The sequence below is a fragment of the Gorillibacterium sp. sgz306347 genome (assembly GCF_059735245.1).
In genome coordinates, this window is record NZ_JCAPET010000021.1 from 68146 (window position 1) to 89237 (window position 21092).

General features: G+C 60.1%; 19 protein-coding genes. 11 read left to right on the top strand and 8 right to left on the bottom strand.

Annotated elements, in window-relative coordinates; translation table 11 throughout:
• Window positions 1–68 precede the first annotated feature (68 nt).
• Complete coding sequence (locus AC6I6H_RS12865; protein ID WP_497954238.1) at window positions 69–593, bottom strand: helix-turn-helix domain-containing protein; 525 nt, start codon at window positions 591–593, stop codon at window positions 69–71.
• 590 nt (window positions 594–1183) lie between these two features.
• On the opposite strand from AC6I6H_RS12865, the gene AC6I6H_RS12870 reads away from it, so the two are divergent.
• Together AC6I6H_RS12870 and AC6I6H_RS12875 are read left to right on the top strand one after the other, a co-directional pair.
• The gene (locus tag AC6I6H_RS12870; protein ID WP_497954239.1) at window positions 1184–1576 is read left to right on the top strand and encodes a DoxX family protein; all 393 of its coding nucleotides are present in this window, start codon (window positions 1184–1186) and stop codon (window positions 1574–1576) included.
• Between the two features lie 5 nt (window positions 1577–1581).
• On the top strand, window positions 1582–2448 hold the full coding sequence (locus AC6I6H_RS12875; protein WP_497954240.1) for a VOC family protein: 867 nt from the start codon (window positions 1582–1584) through the stop codon (window positions 2446–2448).
• A gap of 271 nt (window positions 2449–2719) precedes the next feature.
• On the opposite strand, the gene AC6I6H_RS12880 is transcribed toward AC6I6H_RS12875, so the two are convergent.
• Window positions 2720–3937 (bottom strand): ROK family protein, encoded by a 1218-nt coding sequence (locus AC6I6H_RS12880; protein ID WP_497954241.1) that lies wholly within the window; start codon window positions 3935–3937, stop codon window positions 2720–2722.
• Window positions 3938–4338: 401 nt separating this feature from the next.
• On the opposite strand from AC6I6H_RS12880, the gene AC6I6H_RS12885 reads away from it, so the two are divergent.
• The 3 genes from AC6I6H_RS12885 (at window position 4339) to AC6I6H_RS12895 (ending at window position 7553) form a co-directional block, all read left to right on the top strand.
• Window positions 4339–4698 (top strand): metal-sensitive transcriptional regulator, encoded by a 360-nt coding sequence (locus AC6I6H_RS12885; protein ID WP_497954268.1) that lies wholly within the window; start codon window positions 4339–4341, stop codon window positions 4696–4698.
• Between the two features lie 143 nt (window positions 4699–4841).
• Entirely contained in the window at window positions 4842–5042 is a 201-nt protein-coding gene (locus AC6I6H_RS12890) for a copper ion binding protein (RefSeq protein ID WP_497954242.1), read from the top strand.
• 66 nt (window positions 5043–5108) lie between these two features.
• Entirely contained in the window at window positions 5109–7553 is a 2445-nt protein-coding gene (locus tag AC6I6H_RS12895) for a heavy metal translocating P-type ATPase (protein WP_497954269.1), read from the top strand.
• 231 nt (window positions 7554–7784) lie between these two features.
• Here AC6I6H_RS12895 and AC6I6H_RS12900 read toward each other — a convergent pair whose 3' ends face one another.
• Together AC6I6H_RS12900 and AC6I6H_RS12905 are read right to left on the bottom strand one after the other, a co-directional pair.
• Complete coding sequence (locus AC6I6H_RS12900) at window positions 7785–9341, bottom strand: sensor histidine kinase (protein ID WP_497954245.1); 1557 nt, start codon at window positions 9339–9341, stop codon at window positions 7785–7787.
• Entirely contained in the window at window positions 9338–10024 is a 687-nt protein-coding gene (locus tag AC6I6H_RS12905) for a response regulator transcription factor (protein WP_497954247.1), read from the bottom strand. The genes AC6I6H_RS12900 and AC6I6H_RS12905 overlap by 4 nt, the downstream gene beginning before the upstream one ends.
• Window positions 10025–10269: 245 nt before the next feature.
• Here AC6I6H_RS12905 and AC6I6H_RS12910 point away from each other — a divergent pair, with 245 nt between their 5' ends.
• The 3 genes from AC6I6H_RS12910 (at window position 10270) to AC6I6H_RS12920 (ending at window position 15130) form a co-directional block, all read left to right on the top strand.
• Complete coding sequence (locus AC6I6H_RS12910; RefSeq protein ID WP_497954249.1) at window positions 10270–12690, top strand: glycosyltransferase family 39 protein; 2421 nt, start codon at window positions 10270–10272, stop codon at window positions 12688–12690.
• Window positions 12687–13850 carry a glycosyltransferase family 2 protein gene (locus tag AC6I6H_RS12915; RefSeq protein WP_497954251.1) on the top strand — a complete coding sequence of 388 codons (1164 nt, stop codon included), beginning with the start codon at window positions 12687–12689 and terminating at the stop codon, window positions 13848–13850. The genes AC6I6H_RS12910 and AC6I6H_RS12915 overlap by 4 nt, the downstream gene beginning before the upstream one ends.
• A gap of 443 nt (window positions 13851–14293) precedes the next feature.
• Complete coding sequence (locus tag AC6I6H_RS12920) at window positions 14294–15130, top strand: SDR family NAD(P)-dependent oxidoreductase (protein WP_497954253.1); 837 nt, start codon at window positions 14294–14296, stop codon at window positions 15128–15130.
• Here the strand turns inward: AC6I6H_RS12920 and AC6I6H_RS12925 are convergent.
• Together AC6I6H_RS12925 and AC6I6H_RS12930 are read right to left on the bottom strand one after the other, a co-directional pair.
• A complete protein-coding gene (locus AC6I6H_RS12925; RefSeq protein ID WP_497954254.1) occupies window positions 15100–15762 on the bottom strand; it encodes a hypothetical protein in 663 nt (220 codons plus the stop codon). The two genes, AC6I6H_RS12920 and AC6I6H_RS12925, sit on opposite strands and share 31 nt — an antisense overlap.
• 141 nt (window positions 15763–15903) lie before the next feature.
• The gene (locus tag AC6I6H_RS12930) at window positions 15904–16521 is read right to left on the bottom strand and encodes a CGNR zinc finger domain-containing protein (RefSeq protein WP_497954255.1); all 618 of its coding nucleotides are present in this window, start codon (window positions 16519–16521) and stop codon (window positions 15904–15906) included.
• Window positions 16522–16799: 278 nt separating this feature from the next.
• Here AC6I6H_RS12930 and AC6I6H_RS12935 point away from each other — a divergent pair, with 278 nt between their 5' ends.
• From AC6I6H_RS12935 to AC6I6H_RS12945, 3 genes are all read left to right on the top strand, one after another.
• Window positions 16800–17288 (top strand): DinB family protein, encoded by a 489-nt coding sequence (locus AC6I6H_RS12935; RefSeq protein ID WP_497954257.1) that lies wholly within the window; start codon window positions 16800–16802, stop codon window positions 17286–17288.
• 153 nt (window positions 17289–17441) lie between these two features.
• The gene (uxaC, locus tag AC6I6H_RS12940) at window positions 17442–18848 is read left to right on the top strand and encodes a glucuronate isomerase (protein WP_497954270.1); all 1407 of its coding nucleotides are present in this window, start codon (window positions 17442–17444) and stop codon (window positions 18846–18848) included.
• Between the two features lie 19 nt (window positions 18849–18867).
• On the top strand, window positions 18868–19680 hold the full coding sequence (locus AC6I6H_RS12945; RefSeq protein WP_497954259.1) for a serine/threonine protein kinase: 813 nt from the start codon (window positions 18868–18870) through the stop codon (window positions 19678–19680).
• A gap of 124 nt (window positions 19681–19804) precedes the next feature.
• On the opposite strand, the gene AC6I6H_RS12950 is transcribed toward AC6I6H_RS12945, so the two are convergent.
• Both AC6I6H_RS12950 and AC6I6H_RS12955 read right to left on the bottom strand, forming a co-directional pair.
• Window positions 19805–20035, bottom strand: coding sequence for a hypothetical protein (locus tag AC6I6H_RS12950; RefSeq protein ID WP_497954261.1), 231 nt, complete (start codon window positions 20033–20035; stop codon window positions 19805–19807).
• A gap of 302 nt (window positions 20036–20337) precedes the next feature.
• Window positions 20338–21092 (bottom strand): hypothetical protein (locus AC6I6H_RS12955; protein ID WP_497954263.1); only part of this gene is annotated, 755 nt, incomplete at its 5' end.

The window sequence follows — 21092 nt, forward strand, 5'->3', positions numbered from 1 at the left end:
GATATGCACGGATCAGGCTCGGCCCATTCCTTAACTGATATGCACGGAAATCAGGCTCGGCCCATTCCTTAATCGATATACACAGAGATCAGGACCAGCGCGGTTTCGTCCCCGATGTTTTTGACGTAGTGGGGCATAATGGCCTTCCAGGCGAACGTATCCCCGGCGTATACGGTTGCGGAATCGTCGCCTTGCTCCACGTAAAGCGTCCCCTGAAGGACGAAATGAATTTCCTCTCCCGCGTGCGAATGCGTGTCTTCGGTTGCCGAGCCCGGGGGCATTTCCACAAGCAGCAGCTTCTCGTTGCCCCGGTCGTTCAGGTGCTGGACGATCAGCTTTTCTTTCCCGTAAACCGTTTTGCGGCGTTCGTCTTTGCGGACGATGTGCATGCGGTCTTCTTTTTTCACCAGCAGAAACGCCAGCGGAACGTTTAAAGCCGTTGCAATGCTGTCGAGCGTCGCGACAGACGGAGAGGTTTTGTTGTTCTCCACCTGGCTGAGAAACCCCTGGGACAAGCCGGTTTTGTCGCAAAGCTGCTGGATGGAAAGCTGTTTCTTTTTGCGGATGGCGCGAATGTTGGAGCCGATGTCCACGGGAAGCCTCCTCATTTATTTCTAATGCATATATTATATTTATTGTATCAAAAAAATCTTGACACGAGAAGAAGCGCATGATAAATTGCAACTATAAAATAATAATTATTAAAAATAACAAACTTACTTTTTGGAAGGAAAGGAGTTGGACAAGACGGGCCAGCAAGACGCCAATTGGCTGGGAATAGGGGAAGGGGAATTTTCCGGTTGCCTCGGAGAGATGGGGTCTGCGGTTTGGGGCGAAACGCTCAGACTTGCGGAATGGTCTCGAAGTGATCGGGTCTGCGGGTTGAGGCAGATTCGTTCAGTTTGCCTGGTCGCCTCGGGAGAATTAGCTTGTCCCGGTCACGGTAGGAGAAGCCGGATTAGCAGGGTTACAGCAGGAAAGGTTCGTTCTGTTCTGGCCTTAGCGGGATAGCGGCAGGTTTGACTTGTGCGATCCGGCTTGCCTCGGAAAATTGGCCTGTCCCGGGTTGCGCGGAGCAAAGGTTCCACAAAAAGTAAGTTGCGTATCCAGGGAAACGATTTATTTTTTGCGATGGATATTTGCAATATAAATGAAAAATTAATAATAAAAAAGGAGCGGGAAAATGAATTTCAATACGATTGTGACTACGATCATGCGGGTTGGATTGGGCATTCTATTTATGCTGCACGGGCTGGACAAAATACAGAATGGACTGGGAAACACGGCGGGCTGGTTCGCCAGCATCGGGCTGCCCGAATTTCTGGCTTATGCGGTCGCCATTCTCGAGACGGTCGGCGGGGTCGCGCTTATTCTCGGACTGGCGACGCGCTATTTTGCCGCTATCTTTGTGGTGATTTTGCTTGGCGCAATTTTTACCGCCAAGCTGGACGCCGGTCTTCTCGGCGGTTATGAGCTGGACATCGCCTTTATTTTGGTGGCGCTGCATCTGTTCGCGGCAAAGGCTACGCCGTTTTCCATTGACGCCTTGCTGCTCAAATCGGGACGGAAAGGATGAGGAACATGAACGCGACTTTGGATCCGCGCACCCATATCGGAGATGTGGTGCTTAAAGTAAGCAGCCTGGAACGCTCCGTCGCTTTTTATACGGAGGTCATTGGCTTTCGCGTGCTGCGGCGGACGGAGAGGGAGGCCGAGCTTACCGTGGACGGGAAACGAGCGCTGCTGACGCTGCGGGAAATCGGGCAGGCGGTCGTATCCCCGCGCAAAGCGGTTGCCGGGCTTTATCATTTCGCCATTCTGCTGCCGGACCGGCTTTCGCTGGGCTCGGTGCTCCGCAATCTGATCCGTCATCAGATTCCCGTCGGACAGGGCGATCACCTGGTAAGTGAGGCGCTTTACCTCAACGACCCGGACAACAACGGCATTGAGCTGTACCGGGACCGCGCCCGGGAGACTTGGCGGCGGGATGCGAACGGCGAATACATCATGACGACCGATCCGGTCGATGTAAGAAGCATGATCGACGACGCGGAGCATTTGGAATGGAGCGGGCTGCCGGAAGGAACCGTGATCGGCCACGTCCATTTCCACGTGAGCGATCTGGAAAAGGCGCGGGCGTTTTACACCGAGGTGCTGGGCTTTGACGTTACCTGCCATTATGGCTCGTCGGCCCTGTTTATATCCGCCGGCGGGTATCATCACCACATCGGCCTGAACACCTGGGCCGGGGTCGGCGCGCCGCCCGCCCCGGAGAATGCGGCGGGTATCGCGCATTTTACTCTGGTGCTCGGCGGAAGCGGGGAGCTTGCGGAGCTGCTGCGGCGGCTGAAGGAAGCCGGAGTGGTAGCCGTGCAGACCGAAGGCGAATGGTTTGTAAAGGACCCGTCCAACATTACCATCAAGCTATCGGAAATGCCGGCGGCGTAAGGAAGCGAAGGCGAGCAGCGAGACGGCCAGCCATGCTCCGGCAAGCGGGGCTGGCTGCCGGCTTGCACGAAAAAACGGCGGGTTTGCAACGAGGCTTGCCAGAGCCGGAACCAAGCCCCACAATTCCGCCAAAAGAAACCGGACCGGACAAGGAGCTCTTGCCGAACCGCATCTCTATTGTTAGCAGGTGGGACAATAGAGGGGCGGTTTTTCCTTGCCGGTCCGGTTTTATGCGCGGGCGGTCCTGCCCCGGGAAGCCAAAAAGATAAGCTCAGTCGGTCAGCTTCCCCAGTACAAGCGCGGCCGCGCCGGTGGAAACCGCATCCTCGCCCAGCGCGGCGGGGGCGAACCGCGGATCGTATTGGTCGCGGTAATACGTTTTTTCCCGGGCGATCCGCGCCGCTTCCCGGAAGAGCGCGTCGCCCGCCGCAAAGAGAGGGCCGCCGAGAATAATCTGCTCCGGATGCAGCACATTGATCAGGTTTGCAAGCCCGATGCCCAGATAACCCGATGTTTGCAGAAAAAGCTCCGTCGTCAGCGGGTCTCCGGCTTCATGCGCGGCCGCCAGGTGGTGAAAAGCCAGCTCCTCGGGCGACGGAGCCAGCGCGCGCAGCGTCGTCTCGCGTCCCATCCGCCAGGCGGCCCGCGCCTTTTCCTCCAGCGTGTGAATGGAAACATAGGTTTCCCAGGCGCCGTAATTCAAGCCGCCGTTCCCGGGAGGCGGACCGGCGGCGTCGATAATCATCTGGCCGACCGCTCCTTCGGTATCGGCCGCGCCGTACAGAATGCGGCCGTCGTGCATGACGGCGGACCGCAGGCCGACGCCGGCATGCAGATACAGCAGATGGCGGCCTTTCCGTCCGCTGCCGGCCCAGTATTCGCCAAGCAAAGCGGCGTTCGCGCCGTTGTCGAGGAACACCGGCAGGCCGAAGAGCGCCTCCAGGCGCTCCTTCACGGGCACCTGCCGCCAGCCGGGCGCGGAAAAATGCAGCGGGTTCAGAATCAACCCGCGCTCCCGGTCAAGCGGGCCGACCGCGCCGACGCCCATACCAAGGATGTTCCCCGCCGGATGCTCCGGGTCCAGGCCGGCTTCTTCGCACAAGCGCGGCAGCCCAGCGGCAATCCGCTCCATCAGCCGGTCCGGCGTCAGCTCCGCATCCATCGGCCAGGTATGCTCCGCGAGCGGCCGCAGGTGCAGGTCGAACAGCGCCAGCTTGGCATGCAGGCGGGAAATGTCCAGTCCGAGCAGAAACGCGTAGACGGGGTTGGTTTCGTACAAGATCGGACGCCGCCCGCCGGTCGACTCCCCGAAGCCGACCTCGACAATCAGCTCCTGCTCCAGCAGGTCGTCCAGCAGCCGGGTCAGCGTGCTGACCGTCAGACCGCTTTCTTCCAGCAAAGCCAGCTTGGAGGCCCGGCCCTGCCGGCGGATGGACAAGTAGATGTCTTTCGCTTTCGCGTTGGCGATGCGTTCGTGTATCGCAACCAATCGGCTCGCTCCCTTGTGCGCGTGATTGAGCCGGCGGACGCCGCCGCCGGGCTTGTTTCTTTTACAATGACACAAGACCGGACGGTTTTCAAGATAAAAACCGACCTTTTTGCTAGGGTTTGAGCGGCGGCGCACTTGTAGTATGATAACGGAAAGGGGAGGCGGACTTGCGGGAAGGAACGGAAGCTCGCGGAGTACGACTTCACCTGATGCCAAGCTTGGCGACATTGGAGAGCGGGCGTCCGCTGGGGTGACTGAATCATTTGGAAAAAGGGCTGATACCCGGCGGAAACAGAGAAGAACCGGCGGCGGCAGGCACGGGCTAAAAAGGAACAAACTGTGGAACAGAAAGGAAGAGCGGCATGGCAAAACAAGCGGCAAAACAAAAGCAGCAGGAGGATATGGCCTTGGGTAACGGCGGGCAAAGCGCGGACTCCGCCGGAAACGAAATCGGCTGCGCAAGCTGCGCGTCGGGGGAAGGCGGGCGCAAAAGCCATCATTCCGAGCAGGTGAAGGCGAACCTGACGAGCCGGCTGAACCGGATCGAAGGGCAAGTCCGCGGCATCAAGGGGTTGATCGACAAGGACACCTACTGCGACGATGTCCTCAATCAGATTGCCTCCGTACAGTCTGCGCTGAACGGGGTCAGCCGCCTTTTGCTGGAGCAACACTTGAAGAGCTGCGTGGCCGAGCGGCTGCAGGAAGGCGACACCGAGGTGGTGAACGAAATTATCACGACCATGAGCAAGCTGATGAAATAACGGGCGCGGTTAGCCGGAAAGAAATCCGGGGATAAGAATAGCAGGGAGAAAAAAATTCTCCTTCCACTTGACTCTATATAGGGTAGGGGGGTATACTAATTTCACAGAACACATCAAATCCATTCAAAAAGGAGCACGATCCCATGACAAACGCAACGCTGAAAGTAGAAGGCATGAGCTGCAACCACTGTGTGCAATCCGTCGAGAAAGCGCTGAAAGGAATCGGCGCCTCCGGCTCGGTCAACCTGCCGGCCAAGACGGTCGATGTCGCATACGACGAGTCCAAGCTGACCCTGGATCAAATCAAGGAAGCCATTGAGGAGCAAGGGTACGATGTCGTTTAAATGACCGGCCTGCGGCCGGTACGCAGCGAAGAGCGAGAACGGCGGAGAAGAAAGGAACGGATGACGATGGAACAAACGGGTACAAAAACTACAAAACAGGCCACTATGCAAATTGCCGGAATGACCTGCGCGGCTTGCGCCAACCGGATTGAGCGGGGGCTCGGCAAGCTTGCGGGGGTCGAATCCGCCAACGTCAATTTCGCCCTGGAAAAGGCGAGCGTTTCCTACGATCCCGACCGGATCGGCTTGAGCGCGATGGAAGAAAGCATCCGCAAGCTCGGCTACGACACGGTGAAAGAGACGGCGGATTTGCGGCTTGCCGGCATGACCTGTGCGGCCTGCGCCGCCCGGATCGAGAAGGGGCTAAGCAAGCTGTCGGGCGTTTCGTCCGCTTCGGTGAATTTTGCCCTGGAGACGGCGCGGGTTGAATACTCGCCCGCCGAGGTTTCGGTAGAGGATATGCAGCGGAAGGTGGAGCAGCTCGGCTACCGGGCCGACGTCAAGGAAGAAGACGGCGCGGCGGCGGATCACCGCGAGCGCGAGCTGCGCAGCCACAAGCGCATGCTGCTGATTTCCGCGCTTTTGTCGCTGCCGCTTCTGTGGAGCATGGTCGCGCACTTTACGTTTACGTCGGGACTTTACATTCCCGATGTGCTGATGAATCCCTGGGTGCAGCTGGCGCTCGCCGCCCCGGTGCAGTTTTACATCGGCTGGCCCTTTTACAAAGGAGCCTGGAAGGCGCTGGCGAACGGCAGCGCCAACATGGACGTGCTGGTTGCTCTCGGGACGTCGGCCGCCTTTTTCTACAGTCTGTATCAAACCATTCTGTGGGCGGCGGACGGCTCGCCGCATCACGGGCCTACGCTGTATTTTGAAACGAGCGCCGTGCTGATTACGCTGGTTTTGCTCGGCAAATGGTTTGAGATGCTGGCCAAAGGCCGCACCTCGAACGCGATCAAGTCGCTGATGGGCCTGCGCGCCAAAACCGCGCTGGTCGTGCGCGGCGGGATTGAGCAGACGGTTCCGGTGGAGGATGTGCAAAAAGGCGACATCGTGCTGGTCCGGCCCGGCGAGAAGGTTCCGGTGGACGGCGTCGTAGTCGAAGGAGCGTCGGCCGTCGATGAATCGATGCTGACCGGCGAAAGCCTCCCGGTGGGCAAAAAGCCGGGCGATGCCGTCATCGGGGCGACGCTGAACAAGAACGGCGTGCTGCGGGTCGAGGCGACCAAGGTCGGCCGGGAAACGGCACTGGCGCAAATTATCCGGGTGGTGGAAGAAGCGCAGGGCTCCAAAGCGCCGATTCAGCGGGTGGCGGACCGGATCTCGGGCATTTTTGTCCCGATTGTGGTTGGCATCGCGGTATTGACCTTCCTGGTCTGGTATTTCTTTGTCACCCCGTGGGATTTCGCAAACGCGCTGGAAAATGCGATCGCCGTGCTGGTCATCGCCTGCCCGTGCGCGCTTGGGCTGGCAACGCCGACCTCGATCATGGCCGGGTCCGGCCGGGCCGCGGAGTTCGGCATCCTGTTCAAGGGCGGCGAGCATCTGGAGCGGACGCATAAAGTGAACACGGTTGTGCTGGACAAAACCGGTACGGTCACGAACGGCAAGCCGAAGCTGACGGATGTGAGCGCGGAGGGCGACGAAGCCGCGTTTCTGGCGCTGCTCGGCGCGGCCGAGCAAGGGTCCGAGCATCCGCTGGCGGAGGCGATTGTCGCGGGCATTGCCGAACGCGGCATCGCGATGCCGAAGGCGGAGCGGTTTGAAGCGATTCCCGGCTACGGCATCAAGGCGGCCGTCGAGGGACGCGAGGTGCTGGCCGGAACACGCCGCCTCCTGGAGCGCGAAGGCGTAGAGGCGGGAGGGGCATACGACCGGATGACCGCTCTGGAAGAAGCGGGCAAAACGGCGATGCTCGTCGCCGTGGACGGACGGTACGCCGGTATGGTGGCGGTGGCGGACACCGTGAAGGATTCTTCGGCGGCCGCCGTGAAGAGGCTCAAGGAGATGGGCATCGGCGTCGTCATGATCACCGGCGACAACGAGCGCACCGCCCGGGCCATCGCCGCCGAGGTGGGCATCGACCGGGTGCTGGCCGAGGTGCTGCCGGAGGGCAAGGCCGCAGAGGTGGCCAAGCTGCAGGCGCAGGGCCTGACGGTGGCGATGGTCGGCGACGGCATCAACGACGCCCCGGCTCTCGCGACGGCCGACATCGGCATGGCGGTCGGCACGGGAACGGACGTGGCGATGGAAGCCGCCGACGTGACCCTGATGCGCGGCGAGCTGACCGCGATCCCCGACGCGCTCTACATGAGCCGGCGGACGATGGCGAACATCCGGCAAAACCTGTTCTGGGCGCTTGGCTACAACACGCTGGGCATCCCGATAGCCGCCGCCGGCCTGCTCGCGCCCTGGGTAGCGGGCGCCGCCATGGCGCTGAGCTCCGTGTCCGTTGTGCTGAACGCGCTGCGTTTGCAGCGGGTTCGCGTAAAGGGGAGCTTGCAGAAGTAGCACGTTGACACTCCTATTAGCAAACGACGGAACCGCCGGAGTATCCCGGCATCGGGATTTTACCTAAAAGAGAGAAGATTCTCTCTACAAGCCTGCATCAATTAAAGGAGCTGCGCGACGGTGAAGCACCATCGCGCAGCTCCTTTTGCTTTTTTCGGGGCGGGGAGTGCCGCGTAGCGACGTTTTAGCCGTAAAGCGGTAAATGACAGAAAATTGCGAGGTTTTTTGTTGCTATTCGGCTTCCGGCACTGGCTTGGGCGGCGAAAAAGCCCCGCCTTCCGCCAAAGGCAGCGTTACTGTAAACGCGGCTCCTTGGCCCGGAGCGCCTTCGGCGGAGATTCCGCCGCCATGCGCCTCGGCGATGGACTTGCTGATCGCCAGGCCGAGGCCCGCGCCGCCGTATTTGCGCGCTCTTGCCGCGTCGCTGCGGTAGAAGCGCTCGAAGACGAGCGGCAGGTGCTCCGGCGCGAGGCCCGGGCCGTTGTCCCGCACCGTCAGACGCGCGGCCGACCCGTCGTCGCCAAGAATCAGCCCGATCCGGCCGCTTTGCGGGTCCGTATGCTGGACCGCGTTTTGAAACAGGTTCAGCACAACCTGCTTGATCTTGTCGGCGTCGCAGGGGCAGAGCATTCCCCCTTCCCGAAGCGAAAAACGAACCTCCCGCTCCCCCGCCAGCATGAGCAGCTGCGGCTCCATTTCCCGGACCAGCCGGTCGAGCGGGACAACCGCCAGCTGAAGCTGCGGGTCCCGGTCCAGCTTGGAGAGCAGCAGCAGGTCCTCCACCAGCTTGTTGATCCGTTTGGATTCGCCGTGCATGCTCCGGAGTGCTCTTTCCAGCTGCTCCGGGTTGGAGGCTGCGCCGCGCAGCAAAACCTCCAAAAAGCCGTGAATCGAGGTGAGCGGGGTCCGCAGCTCGTGCGAGGCATCCGCCACAAACCGCTTCATGCGCTCTTTGGCTTCGCGCTCCGCCTCGAAGGATCCCTCCAGCCGTTCCAGCATGCCGTTGAACGATGCGGCCAGCCGGTCGATCTCCCGCTGCCCCTGATCGGCGGGGACGCGGTGGTTCAACCGGCCCGCATCGGTCGCTTCGACGGCCCCGATTATACGCGTCAGCGGTACAAGCGTCCGGCGGATGACGGGAGCATACAGGAGCAGCCCCGCGCCCGTCGCAAGGACAGCCAGCCCGATGAAGGTCAGCAGCTGGCGAAGAAGCGCCGCCCGGATCGGGCCGGCGGCTTCCCCGAGCTGAATCAGCCCGAGCGGATTGTCGCGCGGCCCGATCAGCCGGAACACGACCAGCTGCTCCTCGCCCGACGCGTTTTTCAGCAGCCGGTATTCCCCGTTTCGTTCCCCGGGCCGTTCCTCCGCAAGCTCTCCGATCAAAAGGCGGTAAGCCGAGCTGTCCAGAAGCGGAGCGGTAAGCCCTTCCCCCGTTAGCACATCCGCGGCTGTTCCATCCTGCCGGATCATGGCCAGGGACAAGTTATCCATGAAGAAAAAACGCCGTTCGTTTGCGCCGCGCTCTGCAGAAGGAGACATCGGCAAAGGGGCGACGGGGCCTCCCGGAACGGCGCCGCCGGGGAACAGGTCGCGGGGAAGCGTCATTGCTTGCGATTGCAGCGCATCCGCCCGGCTTTTGTAAAGAAAATCTTTGGATAGCCAATACTGCGACAAGCCGATGGCCACCAGAAGCGCGGCCAATACAAAAAGCGAACGGATGAGCAGCTGGGCGCGCAGCGAGGAAGGAGCACGTTTTTTTCGGTTTCTTTTTCCGGCTCCGTTGTTCATGGCAAGTCCACCCGGTATCCTGCGCCCCGGAGCGTCCGGATCAGCCGGTGCTCCTTGTCGCCAAGCTTGTCCCGAAGAGAGCGGATGTACACCTCCACAATGTTTTCCTCGCCTCCAAAATCGTATCCCCATACCCGGTCCAAAATCATGGTTTTGCTCAGCACGATCCCGTGATTCAGAATCAGAAATTTCAAAAGCTCGTATTCTGTCGGCGAAAGGGCGAGCGCCTCCCCCCGGTACAGGATTTCCCGGCGGCGGTCGTCCACGCGAAACGGCCCGTGCACCACCTCGCCCAGCAGATCGGGAAACTGGTTGCGCAGCCGGGCCTGAATGCGGGCAAGCAGCTCGGCAAAGCTGAACGGCTTGACGACATAATCGTCGGCCCCAAGCGTGAGGCCTTTGACGCGGTCGTTTACCTCGTCCTTGGCGGTGAGCATGATGACCGCCACCGGATGGCCGGACTCCCGGAGGCTGCGGCACACCTCGAAGCCGTCCGTCCCGGGCATCATTACGTCGAGAATCGCCACATGGGGCTGAAAGCTTTCGGCCAGCTCCAGCGCGGCTTTGCCGTCCGGCGCGGTACGGACCTCGAAGCCCTCATTCACTAGGCCCATCTCCAAAAACTGAAGGATATGCGGCTCGTCGTCCGCAAGCAGAATTTTTATCCCGTTAATCGGTTTCATGACAGCCTCCCGGGCATCGGTTTCTCCTATCTATAAGTAAACAACAGAAAGCTTAACGCTGGCTGAAAAGGCGCGGACGAGGCTTTCAGCAAATATTCAGCGGCCGCTCATGAAGCGTTAAGGAACGGCGGGCACAATGAAAGCACCGGCGGCGCGGCATCCGGTCCGAACGGCAAAGGACGGCGGACACAAACGGACAAAAGGGCGGCCGGAACCGGGAGACGCAAGTGAGGAGAGGGGAACCGATGAACCAACCAAAACCCGAAGCGGCAGGCCGGAAGGGACGATTCGACTTCGTTTTGGCCGGCATCGCTTTATTGGCCGCTTTTTTTAATGGCTACAACATCTGGGCGGAGCAGTACGCCAACACGTATTATACGACGGCGGTCGGAAGCATGCTGCAGAGCTGGCGCAGCTTTTTCTTCGCGTCGCTGGATGCCGGGTTCGTTACGGTGGATAAGCCGCCGGTGACGTTCTGGATCCAGACGCTGAGCGCGTATTTGTTCGGCCTTCACGGCTGGAGCGTGATTTTGCCCCAGGCGCTGGCGGGTGTGGGGTCCGTGCTTCTGATGTACGTTTTGCTGAAGCCGGCCTTCGGCACCGGAGCCGCCCGGCTCGGTGCGGCCGCCATGGCCTGCGCGCCGGTCGCCGTCGCAGTCAGCCGGACCAACAACATTGACGCCATGCTGGTGTTTGCCCTGCTGACGGGCGTCTGGCTGCTTTTTCGGGGCATCCGCAAGAACAGCGTCGGGAGCCTGATCGGAGCGTTCGCGGTTATCGGTGTTGCATTTAATATGAAAATGATGCAGGCGTACATGATCGTTCCGGCGATGTACCTGCTTTACCTGATCGGCTGGAAGGCCGGCTGGAAAAAGAAAACCGGCGTGCTGGCCGGCGCAACGGCAGTGATGGTTTGCATCTCGCTCTCCTGGGCGGTCATCGTCGATTCGATTCCGGCAAACGAGCGCCCTTACATCGGCAGCAGCAGCACCAACTCGGTGCTGGAGCTGGCGCTCGGCTACAACGGCCTTTCCCGCCTGACCGGCGACCGGGGCCAAGGCGGAGGTGGCGGCGGCCGCGGCGGTTTTGCGCCCGGAGCGGCTGACAGCGGCCAGGCAGATGGCAGGGGTGCCGGAAATGCGCCTGCCGCAGGAGGCCGCAATGACGGAGGTGGGCCCGGCGGAGGTGGCGGCGGCATGTTCGGCACCGGCACGGAAGGCCCCCTGCGTCTGTTCCGGTCCGAGCTGTCCGGCCAGGCCAGTTGGCTAATTCCGTTCGCTTTGATAGCCTGTATCGCTTTGTTTGCGGGATTCAGACGACGGAACTTTACTCGAAAGCACAAAGAAACGCTGTTCTGGCTGGCCTGGCTGCTGCCGGTCATGGGCTTTTTCAGCGTCGCAGGCTTTTTCCATCACTATTACCTGATTATGCTCGCTCCGCCGGTCGCCGCCCTGTTCGGCGCGGGATGGACCGAGCTCTGGCGGCGGTACCGCGACCCCGCGGACTGGCGCTCCTGGCTGTTCCCGGCGGCGGTCGCGGCGACAACGCTGTTCGCCTGGTACATTATGCACCCTTATGATGGCACCATTGGGCCAGCCTGGTCGCAGGGCGTGCTGATCGGCGGCCTGACGGCGGCTGTGCTGCTGGCCGCCCTGAAACGCCGCGGGACGCGGTATACCGCCGCTTTTGCGGCGCTCGCGCTGGCGGCTGTCCTCACCGGCCCGCTGTACTGGGCGGCGACACCGATCGCCTACGGCCAGAACAGCATGCTGCCGCAAGCCGGGCCGGGCGCGAGTAGCGGCGGCTTCGGCGGCGGCGCCGGGTTTGCGGTAGCCGGCAACCGCACCGGCTTCAGTCCGGCCGGCGGAGGTGCGTATGCCCCGGCCGACGGACAAGCCGGCGAGTGGACCGGCGGCCGGGACGGCGGCACGCCAAACGGCGGCCCCGGCGCAGCCCAGCCCGCCATGGCGGGCGCGAGCGGCGGCAGTCCGGCGGATACGGACACGCAGCCCGGTCAGGAAGCGGCAGGCGGTTCAGACTCGGGCACACCGCCCGAATTGGACGCAGCCGGCCAAAATGGAATCCCGCCAGGAGAGGCTTCATCAAACGAAGGCGGGCCCACCTTCCCTGGCGCGGCTGCCGGATCAACCGGCGATACGGCGGCGGCCGGGCAGCTTCCCGGACCGGGCGGCATGCCGGATGCAAACGGCGGCGCGATGCCGGGCGCAGCTGCCGGACGAGGCGGCGGGATGAACGAAGGCGGCGAGCTGGACGAAGGCCTCTACCGCTACTTGAGCGAAAATGCGTCCGGCGCCGACTATTTGTTCGCGACCACCAACTACGGCACCGCCGCTCCCTATATCATCGAGGAAGGCGCGAGTGTGATTATCACCGGCGGGTTTTCCGGCAACGACCCCGTTTTGACGGCGGAAGACCTGGAAGTGCTGGTGGCGGAAGGAAGGCTGAAGTATTTTGTTGTGTCCGGCGGCTTCGGCAGGGGCGGCAGCTCGTCGCTCGCGCAGTGGGTGACGGAGCACGGCAAAGAAATTCCTTCATCGGAATGGGCATCCGGCTCGGCCCCAGGAGCAGGGGCAGGGGGAGCCGGCGGCAGCACTTTATACGAGCTGAGCGCAACCGGAGCGGCCGAAGGAGGGGAATCGCAATGAACAGCGTGCGTTACTCGATTGTCGTTCCCATGTACAACGAAGAAGAGGTGATCGAACAGACTTACTGGCGGCTGACGAAGGTCATGCGGGACACGGGCGAACCCTACGAGCTTCTCTTCATCAACGACGGCAGCAAGGACCGGTCGGCGGAAATCATCTATGCGTTCGGACAAAACGACCCCTGTGTGCAGCTGATTGATTTTTCCCGGAATTTCGGTCATCAAATCGCCATTACGGCCGGCATGGATTATGCCCGGGGCGACGCGGTTGTCGTCATTGACGCCGACCTGCAGGACCCGCCGGAGCTGATCCACGGGATGATCGCCAAGTGGCGGGAAGGGTATGAGGTGGTCTACGCGCAGCGCATTCAGCGCAACGGCGAGACCTGGTTCAAAAAATGGTCCGCCGGGATGTTCTACCGGATTTTGCGACAGGCCGCGGATATTCCCATTCCGGTGGACACGGGCGATTTTCGCCTGATGGACCGGAAGGTGGTGGACGAGCTGAAACGGCTGCCGGAAAACAACCGATTTGTCCGCGGGCTGGTCAGCTGGATCGGCTTCCGGCAAACGGCGATCGAGTACGTTCGGGACGAACGCCCGGCGGGGGAAACCAAATATCCGCTCAAGCGCATGTTGAAGCTTTGCCTGGACGGCATTACGTCCTTTTCGCACAAGCCGCTTAAGCTGGCGGGTTATGCCGGCGGGCTGCTTTCAGGCGTCGGGTTTCTCTACTTGCTTTACGTTTTGTACGTGGCTGTTTTTACGGATGAAGCGATACGGGGCTGGCCCTCCATGGTCGCCGTCACCCTCGTGTTCAACGGCTTTGTGCTGATTATGCTCGGCGTGCTGGGCGAATACATCGGGCGCATTTACGACGAAACGAAAGGCCGGCCCCTCTACATCGTTCGGACGGCACCAAGCTGGAAGCGGGTCGGTCATCCGGGTGTCCATGCGGCCGGGGCGGCGGAGGGCCGGAGCTGCGGACCGCCCCCGGTGTCTGGGAGGCGAGAGCAGAGCTTCGGGCAGAACCCGGCGTCTGACGGACGAGAGCGGAGCGGCAGCCAGACGGCGGGAACGCTGTCCGTTCCGGTGCCCGATGCCCGGCAAACGGGAAAAAACCCGCTGGTTGCTCCACAAGAGGGCGGGAAGCCCGTGTAGGGCTGAGAATCCGCAAGTTGAATGGAAAAGTCAACCCGCTTCGGCTGGATGCGGCATTGCGAGCCAACGGAGTATATCGGCTGACCGGCGCGCTGAACCCGGTCCGCGGAGAGGAGGGGATGCTGGCCCCGGAGCTGGAAGGAAGCCGGTACGGCATCGGGAACAGCTTGTCGTTCAACCATTTGGCTGGCCGTCCCTTGGCACAAAAAAAGCCGTTTTTCCTGCGATTGCCGTGGTCGCGGGGAGAACGGCGTTTTTTTATGCACAGGGGAACGAGTTGTTCTTCTGGCGGATGCGGATGCTTCTGTTTTTAGATGGCGATCCCGATGCTTGGATTTCACCGTCCAGTCCCAGCGCTCTCCGTTTTTTTTTGGCTTGGGGCGGCAACCCGGACTGAGCCTTGGGTAAAAGGTAATAATCCAATAGAGAAAGGATGCGAGAAGATGAATATGACCCTTCAGGAAACAGGCGGAACGGCAAAACGGAAAACGGCCATCGTCACCGGAGCAAGCAGCGGAATCGGAGCAGGCATCGCCCGGGTGCTGGCGAGAAACGGCTATGAACTGTCCACCATTTACCGGTCGAACGCGGAGGGGGCCGAAAAGCTGGCCGCCGAGCTTCGTGACGCTTACGGAACTTCACTTCACATCGTCCAAGGGGACCTGTCCGACCCGGAGACGGCCAAGTCTTACGCCCGGGAGGCTATCGAACGGCTTGGTACTGTAGATTTGCTGGTCAATAACGCGGGTGCGGGTTACCGCGCCAAGCTGACGGAGCTGGAGATCGGTGAGATGCTGTCGTTTATCAACGTCGATTTCGTGTCTCCGCTCATTCTGATGAAAGAGGTTGCGCAGCATATGATCGACCGGGGGATCCGGGGCAGCCTGATCAACATCACCTCCACCCGCGCGGAACGCGCCTACCCGCTCGACGCGGTGTATGGGGGTATGAAGGCGGCGCTCAGCCGGGCAGGCGATTCGTTTGCATTGGAGATGGGGCCGCATGGAATCCGTGTCAACAATGTAGCCCCGGGCGCGACGGAGATCGAGGAGGTGGCGCCGGAGCAGTATGAATGGCTGGCGAAGAAAATCCCTCTCCGCCGGACGGGAAAGCCGGAGGACATCGGCGAGGCCGTACTCTGGTTGGCATCCGACGCCGCTTCTTACATGACCGGCGCCACTTTGCGCGTGGACGGAGGCTTGATTGTGCCCGGCATGCCGGAATCGGATCACGACGAGACGATTCCGTATTACGGCTGGAAGCCGGTCGACCCGGAATAAGCGGGAGGCGGCTCATCCGGGAGAGACGGGGTACCGGGTTCGGGGAGCGGCTGCCGCCCGCCGGCGCCAAGCCCGCGAATCCGCCCGCGGACGGCGATATCCCAAGCGGTTGTCGCCAGATAAACAAACAAAGCCACGTTGGCGAACGAGACAACGTTCATCAGCAGATCGCCCAGGGTGCCCGACCAGCCGCCAGAGCCGGAGCGGGATTCAACCCGCGCGCTTTCGTCGGGTACTCCGCCTGTTTCGGCTGCCCCGGCGCTTCCGGCGTTCTCCGCATTGTTTGCGCCGTCGCCATCGCCCGCCTTGAACCCGGGTCCGCTTTCGGGGAGGGCGGGCTCTTCATGTTGCTCCTCGGCGGACGGTTCGGCATTGCCTCGACCGGCGGCTTCACCTTCTTGAATAGCGGCAGGAGCACTTTCTTGCAAACCGGCAGGCCCGTTTCGACGGGCCTCCGTCCGGACGCCCGGGCCGCCTGCCGCAAAGCCCGGTTTTCCGCTGCGCAGGTCGATGTTGGTACCGTTACCCGCGGAGCCGCCCACTTGGGCCAGCGAATAGAGGGCCGCTGCTGCAGCCAACGCCAGCACGAGCAGCAGGCCGATTTTCGTTCGCCGTTCCTTCCACTTTTCCACGTTCCACACTTCTTGCCGAATCGAATTTACCGGCAAGTATAAACCATAAAATTGAAAACCAACTGAATGCGGGAAGGGGGCGTTCTCTGGGCTGGATGGCTTCAGGCATCCTAAAAATAACGCGGTTTTTTGTCGCTAATTTTAACGACCCGCACGTTTGTCATTGCCGGCTTCCTGCTTTTCCCCTGAAGGCTCCGCTTTGTTCGCCGTTTCTTCCGCCGCCTTGCGTTTGGAGCGGAACCGGCGGACCTTGAGCAGGTTGCCGCATGCTTTGTCGTCGCAATAGCGCTTCGACCGGTTGCGGGTGTCGTCGTAGTAGACCCACAAGCAGTCCGGGTTGTCGCAGACCCGGATGCGCGCGGCTTCCTTGTCGGCGAGCGTAGAGGCAAAAGAAACCGCGACAGCGGCGCGGATCGCCGCCCAGCCGGTGCGAAGCGGAACGGACTCCAGCCTCCATGCGCCTTGGCCGCCCGGGACGAGACGGCGGGTTACCGGCCCCTGCTCCAGGATGCCGTTCAGGAAAAGGATCTCCGAATCGCTCAGGGCACCGCCAGCGGCGATGGTTTGCACGCGTTCGAACAGCCAGGTGCGAAAGGAAACGAGTTCGCTTCGTTCCTCCGAATCGAGCGGGGTCTCCGCCTCCAGCCCGTGCTTGCTCAGCCAGGCGCTCACCCATTCGGGGTCCTCCAGCCGGTCCCGGCTTGGCCCGCCGTATCGCCAATCCCGCCAATAGCTATTTAAAAAGTCCACCCAAAGCATACAAAACCGACCTTTCAGGGGAAGTTGTTTCCCGGTTATAAAGTGAATCTTCTCGATTACAACGGAAATCTTCCCTATTCCATGGACAATCTTCGCAATTTTCATTGTAACAGGGAATCGTGGCTTGTACCAAGTCAAAAGAACTTAGGAGGTTACTTGACGGGCGGCAAAGGCATATGGTAAATTCTCCGTAACAACCAATAAGTTTTTTGGTGGTTACTTACTTCCGGAGTTTAAGTATTACTATGGCACTCATATTTTATCGAGGAGGAACGAAAATGACCCGAACCGAAGCGCTGCTGAAAAACTGGGATTTTTGCATGGACAAGGAGGACTGGTTCCCGCCGATAAACGAGGTGCTGAACGGGGTGACGGCTGAGCAGGCATTGTGGAAGCCGGAAGGCCAGGCGGCCAACTCCATTTGGGAGACGGTCAATCATCTGCTTTTTTACAAGGACCAGCTTCTGCGCAAGATCAAAGGCGAGCCGGAGCGGGAAGACGCCGAGACCAACGACGACACCTTCACCGTCCGCGAAAGCGGGGAAGAGGCCTGGGGCCAAACCGTGGCCCGTTTAAAAGAAATCCATGCCGGAATCCGCGCGTATCTGGCGGGGCTCGGCGACGAGCATTATGAGCAGCCGCTTGGAAGGACGACGGTCAGCGCTTGGGCAAACAGCCTGGTCCTGCACGATGCGTACCACATCGGCCAGATCGTTCTCATCCGAAAGCTGCAAGGCTCCTGGCCCGCCCGCAGAAGATTTGAGTAAACGGCGGACCGTCCGGTTCCGCCGCGGATGGAGCCGGCAGCTCCGCCGCAGCCGTTTGCCGATCGGAAGAACCGCCTCGGCCAGCTGTCGATTTTACCCGGCGTTTGCGTTATGCTGGTGGTAATTCTAGTCTACCGACAGGCGGTGAACGGATTGAAGGCATTTATGGATGCAGATTTTATGCTGCACAGTGAAACGGCTTCCCGGCTCTATCACGAATACGCCAAAGGGCTGCCGATCCTGGACTACCATTGTCATTTAAGTCCGCAAGAGATTTATGAGAACAAGCGGTTCCGCAACCTGACCGAGCTATGGCTGTACGGGGACCATTACAAATGGCGGGCGATGCGGGCCAACGGCGAGGAAGAGAGACGGGTGACCGGCGGCGGGGATGTAAGCGATTACGACCGGTTTTTGGCTTGGGCCCGTACGGTTCCGATGGCTGTCGGCAACCCGCTGTATCATTGGTCGCATTTGGAGCTGCGGCGGATTTTCGGCGTGGAGGAAACGATCAGCGAGGCGAATGCGCCGGCCATTTGGGAAAAGGTCCAGGCGCTTCTTGCCGGCGAAGGCTTCTCCGCCCGCGAGCTGATCCGCCGCTCCAATGTGGAGCTGCTCTGCACGACCGATGACCCGGCCGATTCGCTTGCGTATCATCTGAAGCTGCGGGAGGAGGACGGGCTTGGCTTCCGTGTTTTGCCGACCTTTCGGCCGGACAAGGCGCTGGAGATTGGCCAGGATGCTTTCCTGCCTTGGCTGCGGCAGCTGGAAAAGGCGGCGGGACGGCCGGTCTCCGATTACGACGGGCTGCTCCAGGCGCTTGCGGACCGGATCGGCTTTTTCCATGACGCCGGCTGCCGGATTTCGGACCATGGCCTGGATACGGTGCCGATTGCGGAGGCCGACCAGCGGACTGCAGCCGCCGCGTTTGCAAAAGCGCTGCAAGGCGAACGGGTATCGGCTGCGGAGGAGCAGACCTACAAGGTCTGCACCCTGCGGTTTCTTGGCTGTCAATACGCCGGGCGGGGGTGGGCCATGCAGCTGCACGTCAACGCCCGCCGGAACAACAACACGCGCATGTTCGAACGGCTTGGGCCCGACGCCGGCTTTGATTCGATTCATGACGCGCCGGTGGCCGAACCGGTCATCCGGCTGCTTGATCTGCTGGACCGGGACGATGCGCTGCCGCGTACCATCGTGTATTCGCTGAACGCGCGGGACAACGACGTGCTGGCCACGGCGATCGGCTGCTTTCAGGGCGGCAATATCCCCGGAAAAATGCAGCTTGGGGCGGCCTGGTGGTTCAACGACACCCGGGACGGCATGCTGGCCCAGCTGCGGGCTTTGGCGAACAACGGCCTGCTTGGGCGCTTTGTCGGCATGCTGACGGATTCCCGCAGCTTTCTTTCGTACACGCGGCACGAATACTTCCGGAGAATCCTGTGCAACCTGCTGGGCGAATGGGCGGAACGGGGAGAAGTGCCGGGCGATCCGGAAACGCTGGGAGCGCTTGTCGAAGGAATCTGCTACCGGAATGCCAAGGCGTATTTCCGGTTCTGATTCAAAAAGGAGGAGCGCCTTGCTGCGAAGATGGAGAGAAATCGCAAACGCCTGGCGGGATTATCCCGCGGCGGAAGGAAAACGGCTCGGGGGCCGGTATCGCGTGCTGGAATTCCTTGGCATCGGCAGCTACGGGCTGACGTACCGCTGTCTGGATGAAGAAAGCGGCCGAATCGTGGCGGTCAAGCAGGCCAAGCCGAGCAAAAAAACGGCGGGAACCGCCCTGCTCGCCAGGGAACGGGACATTTTGCTTGCGCTGGATCATCCGTTTATTCCGTCCTGCCTGGATTTTGTGGAGAACCGGCGAACCGCCTGGCTTGTTCTGGAATACGTGGCGGGGCGGACGCTGGAGGATCTGATTTTCGAGGACGGACGGGTATTCGGGGAAAAGGATTGCCTGGACTGGACCCTGCAGCTTATGGAACGGGTCGGTTACGTGCATGCCAAAGGATACGTCCACCTGGACCTGCGCATTCCGAATGTGCTGATTTTGGAGGACGGGCTGCATTTGATCGACTTCGGCCTCGCCCGCCGGATCGGAGACAACGAACCGGAGGAAGCGGAAGGCTTTGCGCCCCAGCCGCATCCGCAGCCGCAGCGCATGCCGGCCGAGATCCAGTCGGATTTGTTCGAGATCGGGCATCTGATGCTTTTTATGCTTTATTCCGGTTATGCCCCCGATCCCGAAAGAGACGAGCGAAGCTGGCAGGAAGAACTGGCAGTATCTCCTCCGGTCCGGGAGATGCTTTCCCGGCTGCTTGGCCTCGAAAAGCCGTACAGTGGTTCGGAGGCGTTTACTGCCGATTTGCGAAAGGCTTTGGCGCAAAGCTGAGGCGGTGCCCGCATCTTGCGGAGCGCCTGAGCCAGCCGCCGGACCCCACAACAAAAACCCGTACCGGACAAGGAACTCCCTTGACCCGGTACGGGTTTTGCTTGCGTGTAAACGGCAATGCCGTTTAGCTGGAATGGTAGCGTTTTTTGTAATGACGGTGTCCGTACTGCCCTCCGCCGTGGCGGTAGTCCGAAGACGAGCCTCCCCGGTAAACCGGACGGGCGCTGCTGGAGTGGCCGTATCCGCCGTATCCGTGCCCATGCCTTCCCCGGCGGTTGCTGCTGGAATAGTGGCCGTACTTGTGCTTGGAATGATTCACAGAGTCCATCACTTTATGGAACAGTCTTCTTAACATGCTGCAGCCTCCTTTAATGGTTGGTAGAGGGGAACGAGGTCTGTTGTCTGTTATTCCCCCGTCAAATTCGTATGGCGGGGTCCCTGTATGAACTCATACGGCCTCGGACGCCGCCGGTTTCGGAAAAATGGCGGTTTTGTGAAAATTCCGCGCGAAACAGCAAGAGGCGCCTCCGATTATTACATGAGCTCCAGCGAAAAGAAAAAAAGCCCGCACAACGGCGGGAGACAGGTTAGCCGAATAACGGCAACCATTTACGAAGTTTGAATCTATAGTGTTTGGCTGTTTTTTTTGCATTTCTACTAAATCAACATTTCCGCATACAGCACGCGTGCCAATAATCTTCCTTTCTCTTCAGGCTCTAGCTGAGTTATAGGGGATGAGAAGTACCTATCGTCCAATTCCCTAATAAATGAAGTACACTGAGCCTTGAGTTTATCGATTGACAGTTTGCTATCAATGCATTTTTTAGTCGAGGCTTTCAGCTCTTCAAAGGGTTGTTCCAGCTCTTTTGAGGAACAGAGCGTTTCGTACATTTCCCTTGAGTAAAAATACAATTTTGTTCTGCCGTTTACTAGGAAAGGGCTCGCCATATCTTTCTCTACCGCTACAGCTAAACTGGAAATACTCCCGGTTAATTCTATAATTTTGCTGCTAATGGATTGGGCAATTTCATCAGATATTTCGTAGTTGGAATAGACCACAATCTTAAAGCCAATGTTTAGCACTTCTATTACGTCATCAGGAAACTCAACCGGAGCGATCCATAGCGCTATTACCACATCGCCTCCCTTTGCCCGATTATCAGTGCACTTTATGTACAGTGCAATTTTTTCGTTATAGCGCTTCACAAATATACAATAGTCATTTCTGGAAATCATTGGTGGTGTTGACTTGTACCCAACCTTTGCAACTTCCAAGCCAAGGGTTTCTTTAATGGATTCAGTAAATGTTTTCCTCATAGTTAACCTCCAGCTATTAAAAAGGGTTATTCGAGCCAAAATATCCACAGCCGTTAGCCACCCATGCCCTGGCGGGCACCACAGAAAATGAAAAT

Bases quoted from the DNA above. Each gene is read 5' to 3' on its own strand.
- AC6I6H_RS12870 (WP_497954239.1), top strand. From the start codon at position 1,184: ATGAATTTCAATACGATTGTGACTACGATCATGCGGGTTGGATTGGGC.
- AC6I6H_RS12875 (WP_497954240.1), top strand. From the start codon at position 1,582: ATGAACGCGACTTTGGATCCGCGCACCCATATCGGAGATGTGGTGCTT.
- AC6I6H_RS12885 (WP_497954268.1), top strand. From the start codon at position 4,339: ATGGCCTTGGGTAACGGCGGGCAAAGCGCGGACTCCGCCGGAAACGAA.
- AC6I6H_RS12890 (WP_497954242.1), top strand. From the start codon at position 4,842: ATGACAAACGCAACGCTGAAAGTAGAAGGCATGAGCTGCAACCACTGT.
- AC6I6H_RS12895 (WP_497954269.1), top strand. From the start codon at position 5,109: ATGGAACAAACGGGTACAAAAACTACAAAACAGGCCACTATGCAAATT.
- AC6I6H_RS12900 (WP_497954245.1), bottom strand. From the start codon at position 9,341: ATGAACAACGGAGCCGGAAAAAGAAACCGAAAAAAACGTGCTCCTTCC.
- AC6I6H_RS12905 (WP_497954247.1), bottom strand. From the start codon at position 10,024: ATGAAACCGATTAACGGGATAAAAATTCTGCTTGCGGACGACGAGCCG.
- AC6I6H_RS12910 (WP_497954249.1), top strand. From the start codon at position 10,270: ATGAACCAACCAAAACCCGAAGCGGCAGGCCGGAAGGGACGATTCGAC.
- AC6I6H_RS12915 (WP_497954251.1), top strand. From the start codon at position 12,687: ATGAACAGCGTGCGTTACTCGATTGTCGTTCCCATGTACAACGAAGAA.
- AC6I6H_RS12920 (WP_497954253.1), top strand. From the start codon at position 14,294: ATGAATATGACCCTTCAGGAAACAGGCGGAACGGCAAAACGGAAAACG.
- AC6I6H_RS12930 (WP_497954255.1), bottom strand. From the start codon at position 16,521: ATGCTTTGGGTGGACTTTTTAAATAGCTATTGGCGGGATTGGCGATAC.
- AC6I6H_RS12935 (WP_497954257.1), top strand. From the start codon at position 16,800: ATGACCCGAACCGAAGCGCTGCTGAAAAACTGGGATTTTTGCATGGAC.
- AC6I6H_RS12950 (WP_497954261.1), bottom strand. From the start codon at position 20,035: ATGTTAAGAAGACTGTTCCATAAAGTGATGGACTCTGTGAATCATTCC.